10 protein-coding genes and 1 pseudogene are annotated in these 12,718 nt (G+C 59.5%); all 11 read right to left on the reverse strand.

Features of this window, described 5'->3' with window-relative positions; all coding sequences use genetic code 11:
- A pseudogene (locus tag ACM6IQ_RS15290) lies at window positions 1–620 on the reverse strand (RHS repeat protein); the annotation flags it as partial.
- A 95-nt stretch (window positions 621–715) separates the two neighbouring features.
- Window positions 716–1,783: an autotransporter domain-containing protein gene (locus ACM6IQ_RS15295; RefSeq protein ID WP_414879229.1), complete on the reverse strand. Its 1,068-nt coding sequence runs from the start codon at window positions 1,781–1,783 to the stop codon at window positions 716–718.
- 323 nt (window positions 1,784–2,106) lie between these two features.
- Window positions 2,107–4,599 carry an autotransporter outer membrane beta-barrel domain-containing protein gene (locus ACM6IQ_RS15300; protein ID WP_414879230.1) on the reverse strand — a complete coding sequence of 831 codons (2,493 nt, stop codon included), beginning with the start codon at window positions 4,597–4,599 and terminating at the stop codon, window positions 2,107–2,109.
- Window positions 4,600–4,876: 277 nt separating this feature from the next.
- Complete coding sequence (locus ACM6IQ_RS15305; protein WP_414879231.1) at window positions 4,877–5,182, reverse strand: hypothetical protein; 306 nt, start codon at window positions 5,180–5,182, stop codon at window positions 4,877–4,879.
- Window positions 5,133–7,853 (reverse strand): RHS repeat domain-containing protein, encoded by a 2,721-nt coding sequence (locus ACM6IQ_RS15310; RefSeq protein WP_414879232.1) that lies wholly within the window; start codon window positions 7,851–7,853, stop codon window positions 5,133–5,135. The genes ACM6IQ_RS15305 and ACM6IQ_RS15310 overlap by 50 nt, the downstream gene beginning before the upstream one ends.
- A gap of 89 nt (window positions 7,854–7,942) precedes the next feature.
- Complete coding sequence (locus ACM6IQ_RS15315) at window positions 7,943–8,743, reverse strand: endonuclease/exonuclease/phosphatase family protein (RefSeq protein WP_017339079.1); 801 nt, start codon at window positions 8,741–8,743, stop codon at window positions 7,943–7,945.
- A 98-nt stretch (window positions 8,744–8,841) separates the two neighbouring features.
- Window positions 8,842–9,600 carry a PIG-L deacetylase family protein gene (locus tag ACM6IQ_RS15320; protein ID WP_017339078.1) on the reverse strand — a complete coding sequence of 253 codons (759 nt, stop codon included), beginning with the start codon at window positions 9,598–9,600 and terminating at the stop codon, window positions 8,842–8,844.
- Window positions 9,601–9,720: 120 nt separating this feature from the next.
- Window positions 9,721–10,380, reverse strand: a complete 660-nt coding sequence (locus ACM6IQ_RS15325; RefSeq protein ID WP_017339077.1) for a glycosyltransferase — start codon at window positions 10,378–10,380, stop codon at window positions 9,721–9,723.
- Window positions 10,377–10,976: an SAM-dependent methyltransferase gene (locus tag ACM6IQ_RS15330; protein WP_017339076.1), complete on the reverse strand. Its 600-nt coding sequence runs from the start codon at window positions 10,974–10,976 to the stop codon at window positions 10,377–10,379. The genes ACM6IQ_RS15325 and ACM6IQ_RS15330 overlap by 4 nt, the downstream gene beginning before the upstream one ends.
- Window positions 10,973–11,731 (reverse strand): PIG-L deacetylase family protein, encoded by a 759-nt coding sequence (locus tag ACM6IQ_RS15335; RefSeq protein ID WP_017339075.1) that lies wholly within the window; start codon window positions 11,729–11,731, stop codon window positions 10,973–10,975. Before ACM6IQ_RS15335 ends, ACM6IQ_RS15330 begins: the two co-directional genes overlap by 4 nt.
- Window positions 11,728–12,717, reverse strand: coding sequence for an acyl-CoA dehydrogenase (locus ACM6IQ_RS15340; RefSeq protein ID WP_414879233.1), 990 nt, complete (start codon window positions 12,715–12,717; stop codon window positions 11,728–11,730). Before ACM6IQ_RS15340 ends, ACM6IQ_RS15335 begins: the two co-directional genes overlap by 4 nt.
- Window position 12,718 lies beyond the last annotated feature (1 nt).

The raw sequence follows: 12,718 nt of genomic DNA on the forward strand, positions 1-12,718 counted from the left end.
GCAACCTCCAGCGGCCAGTCAGGCGCCTCGGTGTTGCGTAAAAAGTGCCGGGTGTGGCTCAGCACGCCACCGGCAAGACTCTGGTCATGCACATGAACCGTGCCCGCCGGGTCGTCGTGGCGAATCAGCAGGCCGCACAGGTTGTGCGCGGCAGCCTCTGCACTGGCATCGGCATAGGTGAAACGCTCCGGCATGTGCTCGGCGACGTCCTGTCCCCGTTCACGGATGGCCGTAGGGCGCAGCAGTTCATCGTATTGCGTCCGTGAGTGGCTGCCGCGACCGTCCCATCTCTCCAGGCTCTGCCCGGCTTCACCCTGCAGGCCAACGCGCCATCCGGCGTCCACGCTGTCGGTCGCCAGCGCGACGCCGGACAGGCTCATAGTCTGCCTCAGGTTGAACGGCGTCGTCTCATCAGTCTTCGCCAGGTCGAACAGATACGGATCCCGGCTGGCCACCAACCGTCCAACCGCATCGAAACGTTGTTCGGTTACCCGCGTATCAATCGGGTCACCCACCTCACGCCGATGAAACAGCACGTCCCGCACCACCAGCCCACGCGCTTCCGACACCCGAAGGGTCGGTGTGCCGGTGTGCGCGTTGGTGAAGATTCCAGTAGGCATCCGTGCTGGCCTTGATCAATGTGGACTGCGCATCAAAATGCACGACCTTCACGCGCTTGCCTACTGTAAGAAATAACAGTGGAGCCCGGTTTTTTTCACCACCGCATCCGCACACCCAGACTGCCAATCAACCCATTCAAATCATTGTCATCCACATCACTGCTGTAATCGGCGCTGAAGTACAGACTCACGGCGGGCGTCACCCTGGCCACCAGACCCAACCCCACTTCGACGGTGGATGAGTAGCGACTGCTGCTGATCTTGTCGACCTGATCGAGGGTCACGGTATTGCCGGTGTACACCGTGTGCCACAAGTTGGTCCGCACATACGGTTCAACGGCGAGGCCCTTGATGTCGTAACTGCCTTTCAGTCGCGCACCGACCCGGCCGCTCCAGGAGGACAGGTCGCTGGACGAGGCATTTCCCGATCCTGCATAAGGAGTGTCCAGTGTGACTCGCTGATTGATCAACTGCGCCTGAGGTTCGACGACCCAGTTGTCGCTCAGACCAATCGGAAAGCCGCCTTCCACCGAGAAGGTGACTGCGCTGCCTTCGGTGACTTGCCGGGCGCCTTGTTCGCTGCGGCTGATGCCGTTGACCCGACCGCCGCTGGCCGTCAAATCCACGTGCCAGCCTTGGGGGCCGGTCAGTCTGTAGTAGGCGCCGAGGCTCTGACCTTGCAGGTTAAGCGTGTCGGTATTGGGGGCGGCGAGGGCGCGACTGGTCAGCAGGCCGTTGCCGTTACTCTGGAATTGACTGGTGCCGCCGATCAGACCGAACTGCTGGGTATGGCCGCTACCACTTTGCAGGGTCAGGATCGCCGGACCTTTGAATTGATGGGCACCAGGAAGCGTGAAGCCCTGAGACTGGTAATCGGTTTGAGCCTGCCGCGACGTCTGCCCGTACAGCTGATCCCAGGCTAAGGGTGCAGCGTCTTCGATGGTCAGGTGTGAACTTCGCAAATCAGGGTTGGCGCTGAAGCGGCCGGGGTAGGTTGAGGCGAGCGCGGGCAAGGTAAGCGCCGGGACCTCCTGGTCATACCAGAGGGATGTTTCTTCCTCGGCAGGTGAGGCCTGCACTTCCATGGATGAGCACAGCAGGAGTGAGCTCGAGACTGTGCAAAAAGTGACTTTGATCTCTTGTGGGGTGAATGAAGTTTTCATGGAGGTCTACCTTGCAGTCGCATGCGGTATCTCGCTCTGGCGTCTCTCCTACCCCGATTGAGGGGCGACCGAATGGCGTGGGGCAAGCCTTGGCCCGCTCGTTTTCACGGGTGTCTGGGGGATTGCCTCAGGTGTTAATTCCGGGGTAGTACCGTGTAGCTAAGAAGACCCGTGGCGCTGCGTCAAGAAAATGGCCGATAAGTGGTAGTGCTATTTTAGCGTTCGCAAGTGACTGATTTTCGACGGCCATCTAAGTTATTGTTTGTTCGAAAAAACGTCATGAAACCTTCGGGCTAGAGGCTTTTTGGTAGCTTGCTATCATCTTACCAGGTGATTCGCACACCCAGATTTGCCGACCTCCCGCGCAATGGATTGCTGTCGATATTGCTACTGTAGTCGGCACTGGCGTACACGCTGACGGACGACGCGAGGCTCAGCACCACCCCGACACCCAGATCGGCGGAAGCGGATTTTTGTTGGGTTTCGATCGGATAGGTCCCGAATGTCACCGTGTCAGTGCCCGAAAAGGTCTGCCAAAGATTGGCTCGCAGATAGGGCTCGATTGGCCGGCCACTGACTGCATAACGGCCCTTGAGTCGAGCCCCCAGGCGCCCGGTCCAGAGGCCATCGGCATCGAACGAGACGCGTGAAACGCCATCGTCCTGGCTGTCGAGATCGATTTTCTGGTGGATCACTTGCACCTGGGGCTCCACGACCCAGTCGCCCGCTAGCGCAATCGGATAACCGGCCTCGGCCGAAAGGGTGAGGGCGTGGCCGCGGTTGTCGAGTTTCAGTCCGCGTTCGGAACGGTTGTCGCCTCTCAGTCGAGTGCCCATTGCGACGGCGTCGACGTACCAGCCTTCGGGATCAGTCAACGTCCAGTACAGGCCAAAGCTCTCGCCTTCCAGCTTGACTTTGCCCGCACGCTTGCCTTCAAAACCCTGATTGAAACCGTCCACATTGCCCCGCAAGCGGGTGTGGCCGACGAACAGACCAGTGCGCCAGGTCTGGCCGCTGGGCGTTTGTGAGCTGTACACGTCGTTTCCGACTTGAAAACCGTCAAGCGATCCATCGAGTCGCGGCGATACAGTGCCAGCCCAGGTCTGGTCAAGGTTCCTGCCATAGACCCGGCCCCAGCCAGCGCCGACGGTACCGGTTTCTTTAAGCAGGCGCTGATCGCCCTGGCGATCATGGAACGTCCCGAGCGCAGCCATGGTCAGCTGTGCCGCTGCCGGCGGTATGACTGACCAGGTCGGGACCTCCGGACGGTACAAGGGAATCGGCGCCGCACCGGCGACGGCGATGGGCAAAGTTGGCGTTCCGGCAGCCGCCACCGGAGTGCCCTCGGCAGAGGTCACAACGGTGGAGCGCAGGAACCAACTGTTTTCACTGCCTGCAGTGATTCCTCCCTTGAACAGAAAGTACTCGTAAGGCCCGCCCGAAACCGGGCCCCTTAGGGCAAAGGCCCCGTTGTCGCTGGTCGTCGTTCCCTGTGCCTGAACCACCTGGACACCGTCTTGCAGGGTCAAACCGCCGGATCCTCCGACGTTGCTGACGGTAAGCAGAGTGTTTCCGGTCATTGTCCCGTTGTTGACCACCAGTTTATCGCTGGGGGAATTGTCTGCGCCGAGCGCGCTTTGCAACACTAACTGACCGCCGCTGCCCGAATAATTGCCCTGTACCGTCAGGGTGTCGTTGGTGCGGGTATTGCCGCTGCTCAAATCGATCGCGCCAGCGTTGTTCAAAGTGACGCGCTGAGCAGCAGAGAACGGCGTGATGCTGCCCTGGGTGGACGTCAGGATGCTACTGCCGTCGATATTGAACACACCCGTACCGCTGGCGTTATCACCCAGCACAAAATTGCCGGCGAGGTCGAAGCGCGAGCCGTTGTTCAAGTTTACCGTTTCCCAGTTGATATAACGGTTGGCGCCCGCCGAGGCGGTCCGGTCGAACATCAGCATGTCGTTGCCGTTGCCGCCATCGATGGCCGGCGAGGCGGCGAGAATGCTTTCATCAAGACCGCGCAGCGTGGCGCTGTCATTGTCTTCACCCATGAGGATGGCCGAGTGGATGACACCGCCGCCGTCCCAGAGCAAGGTGTCATCACCAGCGCTGAGTCGGACTTCGCCGACGATCTCGCCTCCTGTCACCGTGACGCTATCGTTGCCGCCGCTGACACTGACATTGCCGCCGATCCACCCGCCGGAAACGATAAGGGTGTCAGTGCCAAATCCGGTAACGAGATTGCCAATAATCCGCCCTCCGGAGAGATCGAACAGGTTGTCATCGAGCTTCATGTCGACCCGGCCGATGGTCCCGGCGGTCATTCTGGCGTTATCGCCGTCCTCGAACGCGCCGACGATGGTGCCGCCAGTCATGAGGAAGGTGTCTCGACTGTCGCCTTGGGCGAGGGACGCGATGGTTCCACCCGACATGATGAAGTCATCGATACCGTTGCCTTGGCTGACGGCACCGGTTATCTGGCCGGCGCTGATGATCAGTCTGTCGTCGCCATCGCCCTGATCGAGAGTGCCCGCGAGGCTGCCCGAGCTCATGTCTACGGTGTCGTCGCCGGCGCCAAAGGTCACATTGCCGTTGAGGGTGCCGGTGCCATTGACGGGAAAGCTCAGGGTGTTATTGCCTGACAGATCGGTCAAAGGCCCACTGCTGCCGCTGTCACAAGTGAAACTGTCGTTGCCGGCGGTTGGTGTGAATGCGCAAGCGGCGAGAGTGGAAGGGGATGCGCCTATGCACAGCGAGAGGGAAATGGCGCAGGCCGAATAACGGCAATGGGGCAGGTGTGTCGAAAACGTCATGCTCGTCTCCACGCGTCGGAGGCGCCCGAGGCCTTCACTCGTCAGGAGTGACAGGGTTTCAGACGCTGTTGGCAGCGCGAATTGCGAGACGACATCGGTAATGCAAAAAAGCCGAACTGAATAAAACCTGGCAATGTTGGCCGCTACGATTCCATCCGTACCTGCAACTGATACGGACACGTGCACCGTAACAACAGATTCTCAGCGTGGCTACTGTCAGAAATAACAGGTACGGCTGTTTTTTTTTAGCATGGGGTCAAACGAGGCAGGCGGCGAATCACAAATGCACCTCCACCGCCAACGGCAAATGATCCGACAAATGCGTCCATGGCCTGCTGCCCAATATTCGCGGTTCGTGGCTGCTGGCGTTGCGCAGGTAAATCCGGTCCAGGCGCAGCAACGGAAACCGCGCCGTATAGGTTTTGGCAGGACGACCGTGGTGACGTTCGAAGGCTTCGTGCAGGTAGTCACGAGGGGCGAGGGCGGTGTTGCCTTGCAGCTGCCAGTCGTTGAAGTCGCCGGCCTTGTTTCTACTAGGATATTGAAAGTTTTCGAGCAGAAGAACGCTTGGGCTGCTCTTCAATGGCGTGGAGCGTTGCTGTAAGTTCTGGTGAATGGTTTGATTCTGTATCGGAGGAGTGTGAAATTTCCGTTGATATTGTATTTTTTCTTTCAAGATAACTGATTTCATCATACTCAACGATTTCATCTGTAACCGGTTCTACGTAAACATCGAAAGTATCATCTGCGAAGTCTACCCTTATCGCTCTCAGTCCAAAGTCATCCAAAATTCGCTGCGTGGATTTTCCGTTGACCGTTTTATTCATGAAAGCTTCCAACAGTTCTGATGATCCACTTTCCATGTTTCTGGTGACCTGAAGTGTCTGCCGATTGCTAACAGCCCATCGACGTATTATGGAAGGCAGGTGTCCGAAAAAACCTCCAGCTTTCGAGACCCTGTCGTATTGAAATTTCGCTACGTCATTTGCGAAATAGTTTGAGCTGTCTGGGTTTCGATAATTGTCTTCGAACGTCCAGGTATGTCGTTCAAATACATTGGTAAAACTATCTGGCTTGTACACCGATGGGTCATACCGTGATACCGATTGGAATTCGTGCTTCGGTTTTGCGGTGTGTATCAAATTTTCCTTGACCACATCCAATCGTTTTTTTGTTGCTTCGTCGGCTAAGTCGAAGCGCTCTTGTAGGTCTGGATCGTGGTATGAAAGTCTAGACTTGCTGGTCCGCTCTGTTATGGGTGTACGGAACAACCCATCAGCGTCAAAAAAACTCACCGGATTATTTACAGCCATCAGGTATCGATTAAGCCCTTCTACATCACCCGCCGGGTCCGGACACATCCATCGCTGCAACCACGGCGCATAGTAACGATACCCATAGTAATAAAGCCCTGCGGCATCCCGCTCCATTCCCGAATAGCGTCGAGTCTTGTATTTCGTCTCCAAAGAGCTAACTCCCGCCCACCATGCGGTTCCGCCATACGGGTAAAAACCTTCCTGGTTGATCAGGCGAGCGTTTTCATCAAGCTCTGCGGTACATGAACCAAGCAGATCCGTCAGGCCAAAACGACGTTGATCCTGAATAACATCTTTTGGCGGCATTGTTTCCCAATGCAGAACTCGAACCTGGTTCTGGCCCGCCCTCACATTGAGGACGTGGCGCTCTTCGCCGCTCGCGTTATCAATATGTATTTCGAGTCCTTTCAGGTAACGCACCTCAGCGCGCAATGTGCGGCTGCTCGTTTGAGTAAGTCGCACTTTGCGCAGTCGCTCACTGCGCTCACCGTAAACATAAAATTCCAGATCGTCCGGGCCATCCTCCCGCACGACCATCGTGACCCGATGCAGTTGATTTCGAGCGTTCCAGCTCATGACCTGACCGCGCGTTAGTTGCAGTTGATTACCGGCGGCATCAAACCCGCTGACGATTGCTTCCTCATCAGGTGGAGATGTTTCATCGAACACGGTTAAACAACGGTTACTGCATTTGGAAACGGCCATATTCAATGCCGGCGCGCCGCTATGGTGGCGAGAAAGCAGATTGCCGGAAGCATCATAAGAGAAGGATTGGGTGTAATTGATGAGCTGATTCGCATCCAATGGTGTGGGCAGTATGGATGGGAGGGCAGGGCCATGACTACTTGAAGCCACTTGTCTTCCATGGGCCTTAACCAACTGGTAAAGGCTGTCATAACAATAGCTATTGCTGGGGTCGGTTCGCTGGTTTTTGAAGTGACGGACGAGCTGTGCCTTGTCTTCGAGGCGACATATATTGCCCACTGGATCGTAGTGGTAATGCAAGTCTTGATGCGGGGCAAAGCCGGGGACACCACTCGACAGTCGAATCAGGCGGCCGTCGTCAGCACTGTATTGCGAGGTCGTCACCACTCCGTTACCGGCCGTTTCGCTTTCAGCTTGGCCCGAGGCGTTGTAATGAATGTCGCTGACCAGCACGTGCGTTGATTGGCCCACACCCGCGAGTTTCAGCCGAACCTCTTTGAGCTCTCCGGCCAGCGTATAGGTAAATGACCGAAGATTATTCCCGGCATCAGTCTCACTGCGCATTGCACCTGCTGCGTAGTAGGAGTGATGTGAAACATAACCTGCGCCATCCTCAAGCAATGCATCGCGCATCGGCAGAGCGAGTGGCCAGTCTGGTGTGTCCAGCCTTTTCAAAAAGCGCAGGACTTCTACGATTGGCACACCGCTTACCGTGTACTCCGCCCACAATTGGCTGCCAGCAGCATGATCATGACGAACCCGTTGGCCGCATTGGTTATGGGCCGAAAACTCAGTGCTCGCAGTGCCGTAGATCAATCGCTCGACGATAAGCTGTGATTCGCTGGCCAACTGCTCGCTGATGGTAACCGGGCGTTGAAGCCAATCGTACTCGTTTTGACGCTGGCTGCCGCGACTGTCCCAACTCACCAGTGATGAGCTTGCGTCATTCAGCAAATCCACTTTCCAACCAGCGTCGACACTGTTGGTCAGTAGCGTTTGACCCGACAGTCCGTGCACCGTTGCCACATTGGGTGTCGGTGAGTCTTCCCACAGTCTTGGGTCCCAGCTCGCCACCTTTTGCCCGGCAGCGTTGAAGGCTTGACGAGTGATCCGCGACTCCGCGATCTGGATTGCATGCTCACGACAGTAGGCGACGATACGGACAGGCAGCCCCCGAGGGTCCATCACTGCCAACGTCGGAGTGTTGCTGTCGTGACACGCAAGGGAAGTCATCGTGAACCGTCGTTTCCGCCCAATGAACAGTTGACAAAGGATGCCTTCAATCCAGGCGACGGGATACTGTAAGAACTAACAGGTATTGGCTACAAATGCACTTCCACCGCCAATGGCAAATGATCCGACAAATGCGTCCATGGCCTGCTGCCCAATATTCGCGGTTCGTGGCTGCTGGCGTTGCGCAGGTAAATCCGGTCCAGGCGCAGCAACGGAAACCGTGCCGGATAGGTTTTGGCAGGGCGACCGTGGTGACGTTCGAAGGCTTCGTGCAGGTAGTCACGGCGGGCGAGGGCGGTGTTGCCTTGCAGCTGCCAGTCGTTGAAGTCGCCGGCGATGATCACCGGGGCATCGTCGGGCAATGATTCCAGCAGTTGGCAGAGTAATTCGAGCTGCAACTGGCGATGACTTTCCAGCAGGCTCAGGTGCACGCAGATCGCATGGACTTCGGCGTGGCCCGGTACGTCCAGCACACAATGCAGCAGTCCTCGGCGTTCGGGCCCGGTGATCGAGACGTCGAGGTTTCGGTATTCGCGGATAGGGTACTTGGACAGTAGGGCGTTGCCGTGGTGACCATCGGGGTATACCGCATTGCGCCCGTAGGCGAAATCGCTCCACATGCTGTCGGCCAGAAACTCGTATTGCGAGGTCTGCGGCCAATTGTTGAAACGGGAAGAGTGCCGCTCGTGTTCACCCACGACTTCCTGCAGGAACACCAGGTCCGCGGAAGTACTGCGTACCGCCTCACGCAGTTCCGGAAGAATGAAGCGTCGGTTGAGCGCGGTAAACCCCTTGTGGGTGTTGACCGTCAACACCCGCAATCGATGAATTGCCGGGGGCGTGTTCAATGGCACCGAGTCGACGGCCTGCGGCTTGGAATCATTGGTCACGTTCACTCCTCTGAATCAGGGTTGCCTATGTATGCGACTGAAACCGGCGCGGGCAGTTCAGTCCGAATGTAACGCCTTCCCCGTGGGATCGGTGTCGTTCAGACGAACACGATTTCATACGGCAACCGCATCCGCTCAAGCAGCACCGGTGGCAGCAGCGGGGGGATACCGATGGCCGGTTCACCGTCGAGCTGACTGGCGTAAGCATGGGTGGCGTGGCTTTTGCGCGCAACGGTCCAGGTATCGAGGCGGACCTTGCGTGCGCGGTGCCAGGGGATCAATCCACTGTCACGCGATGGCCAATGCCAGGCCCAGACGGGCATTTCGTTGAACGCCGCACCGACGGAGGCTGCGGCTTTGGCGCTGGCGCGGCCGACGGTTTCATGGTCGACATTGCCGTCCTCGCACCAGGTGGTGAACACCACATCGCCAGGCCGCAGGTAGCGGGTAATGAACTGGGTCAATTGAAGCTCGCGCTCGGCCAGGGCGTTGTCGGTAAAACCGCCGCGAATCCACTTCAGGCTGTGCATCGGCAACCCGAGCCGGCGCAGGGCTTCGACGCTTTCCTGGGGGCGGAACACGCTGAGGCGTTTCTCCGACCACTGCTGCGACCCCGGATGACTGGCGCTGCCGTCGGTGATCGAGATCAATTGCAGGGGATGGCCAAGGGTACTGAGTAATTGCAGGAGACCGCCGCAGGTCACGACTTCGTCACCGGGATGCGGCGCGATCACCACGGCGCGCGCGCCAGCAGGGACCAGGGTCTGAGTGTTGATGACCGGAACATTGTCCAGCTGAAGAGCGCTGTTCCAGACTTGCGCTGACGGACTGCTGTCGCTGATGGAAACGGATTTCATCGGGCTACGTCCTTGTTCACGTTGATAGCAAAGTGCCGCGCTCCGAACCCTGGATTGCAGCGAGCAGAGTATTGCTCAAGATCGGCTATTCGTCGCGTCGAGTTTGATCCGCTCGGCTTTTCATCCGGTCTGCACCAGGTCGCGCAAGTAGTCACCGAAGCCACCCCGGGCCCGGCTGTCCAGTCGGGCACTGGTGAGTACCTGGGGCCGATGACTCCAGGCAATTGTCGCGCCGCAGCGTTCGAGTTGCCGCACCAGTTGCACGTCTTCGTCGCATGCCAGGGGTTCGAAACCGCCGGCGAGCCGGTAGGCCTCGGCGCTGATGCCGAGATTGGCGCCGTGAATGTGCCGGTGTCCTTCACGGTTCTGATAGTGCTGGTGATAGCGAATCTGTGCCGATTCACTGAAGGATTCATCCCAGGTTTCTACGGTCACCGTGCCGCACACCGCATCCACCTCCAGCGACAGTTGCGCCACCAACCAGTCGTGGGCGACGCGACTGTCGGCGTCGGAGCAGGAAATCCAGCGCGCCCCGCGATCCAGCAAAAACCGCGCACCCGCAGCGCGGGCCTGGCCAACATTGCGTGCATTGATTTCCAGGCAGTGCACCGGGTAGTTGCCGACGATGTCGGACGAGCGATCGGTGCAACTGTCGAGCACCACCAGCACCTCGACCGCCTCACCGTCCAGCAGTTCATGTTGCGCGGCACCCAGCGCGGCTTGCAGGCAGTCTTCGAGCAAGGCTTCTTCGTTGTGCGCCGGGATCAGAATGCCAATCATCGCAAGCCCTCCAGCGCCGCCACGGAGCGCGGTTCGCGGCTCCAGAGTTCCAACAGGAAATCGGCTTCCTGATGCAAGACCAGGCGTGGCAGATGCAAATGCTCGTGCAGCAAGTCATGGACCTGCCGGGCATTGAGCGGGCAACCATCGATCGGCGGGCGCCAGTGGCAGGCCAGCAGTTGGCCGTCGGCAGTCAGTGACTGTGTCGCCTGTTTGATGAGTTGATTGAGGTCACCGGCGTCCAGGTAGTAACCGACTTCACTGAGCACGATCAGGTCGAACTGCTCGTTCGGCCAGTCGCCGGGCAAGCGGCTTTGGCGCACTTCAGCGTGGTCGAACAGACTCAGGCGCGTTCTGGCCAGCGTCACGGCGGCGGCTGCGGTGTCGCAACACAACAGACGGTCGCAACGTGTGGCCAGCCCGGCGCTCAGTTCACCGTTGGCGCAACCGGGTTCGAAGATGGAGCGGTAGCGGGGGCGGGGCAACGCGGCGAGGGTGATCGCGCGCTTGCGCTGTTCGTACCAGCGCTGACGAAACGCCCAGGGATCGTCGCTACCGGCGAACAACCCGTCGAAGTAGCGATCCTCGACGCTCATAGAAACACCACTTCGAACGGTTGCAGCAAACGATCAAGCACGTACGGTGCCAGCACCGGCGGCAAGCCGATATTCGGGTCGCCTTCCAGTTGGCTGGCGAAGGCATGGATGGCATGACGCTTGCGCGCGACCAGCGGCGGGGCCAGGAGGATTTTTCGCGCACGCTGCCACGGCACCAGACTGTCTTCAGGGGTTGCCCAATGCCAGGTCCAGACGGGCAGTTCATGCACCGTTGCCCCGACGCGTTTCGCCGCTGCGGCACTGGCACGCCCGACTGCTTCATGGTCGCAATGGCCGTCTTCGCGCCATGTGGTGAAGACCACGTCGTTGGGGCGCAGGTGACGCTCGATGAATTCAGCCAATTGCGTTTCCCGCGCTGCCACCTGACTGTCGGCAAACCCGCCGCGCAGCCATTTAAGGCTGTGTAACGGCAGACCGAGTCGACGCAACGCTTCAACGGATTCTTGCGGACGGACCGCGCTCAAGCGCTCGACCGGCCAGCGCCGGGAGCCGGGGTGGCTGGCACTGCCATCGGTGACCGAGATCAGTTGCAACGGCCGCTGAGCGGCGGCGAGCAATTGCAGGAAACCGCCGCAGCCGAGCACTTCGTCGTCCGGGTGCGGGGCCACGATCACGGCCCGGGAACCTTCGGGCACCAGGTCGAGAATGTCGATCACCGGCATTTGTGCCAGGTGGCTGGAGGTTTGCCACAGGTGCAAGGGTGTGCCCTGACCGACGATGGGATTGGTTTTCATAACGTCCATGTTCCCTTGATGATGTGCTGGCCGAGCGCGGCGAGGTCGCGTTCGGCGTGGCTTTGGCGCAGGAACACCGGCAGGTCGGCGATCAGTCGGGCGAATTGCCGGTCCTTGCAATAAGGGCCGGCGCCGAGGGCGTGGCCGACGTGCAGGATCACCTGTTCGACGGCATTCTCAACCACCGCACGGGCGCGGCGAGCGAGGCGTTCGGCGTTTTCCTGTGGGGCGGCATCGATGCTCAACGCGCTGAATCGCAATACCGTTGCCGCGGCGTGCAGCGCGCTGTCGACGGCGCCAAGGTGGGCGAGGGCGTGGGGTTCTTCGCGATGGCCGCAGTGACTGCGCAGGCGTTCGGCGAGACTCTGCGCCGCGCCGTACCAGCACGCCGCAATGCCGATCCCGCCTTGCCAGAAACCCGGGCGTTGCAGGTAGTCGCCGGGGTTGCCGATGGCCTGCGCCTCGGCACCGTCGAACAGCACTTCGACGCTGCCGGTGGCGCCCATGCCCAGCGCTTGCCAGCCTTGATCGGTGACGGTTACGCCGGGCTGATCCAGCGCCACTGCGACCAGTTGCTGGCGCTCCTGTTCGTCCCACGCCGTCAGCAACGCGTGGCTCAACACCGCCGCGCCTGAGCACCAGGCCTTTCGCCCGTTCAGCGCAACCACCTGGCCTTGAGGGCTGACCCGCACCCGGGCGTCCGGCGGCTCGGCGGCCCACATTCCCCAAGTGCTGGAAGGCGTGGGCGAACCGCCGAGTTGCTGAATGATCGCCAGGGCATCGGTATGACCTTCGTACAACTTGCACAACCCCAGATCATGCCCGCCGACCTCGGCCAGACGCTGAAAGCGCTCCAGCGTCCGGCCGCTGCCCGGCAGCGGAAGCTGATCGAGACCGGCCTCGACCAGCTCCCGCAGGCACCGGCCTAGCGCCCGTGTATCGGCGTAGTCCGCTGACTGTCGCTGAAGAAAAGCCTGTAGGTCCATT

This window comes from Pseudomonas sp. IT-P100 (genome assembly GCF_949767185.1).
In the GTDB taxonomy this organism is placed as follows: Bacteria; Pseudomonadota; Gammaproteobacteria; order Pseudomonadales; family Pseudomonadaceae; genus Aquipseudomonas; species Aquipseudomonas fluorescens_B.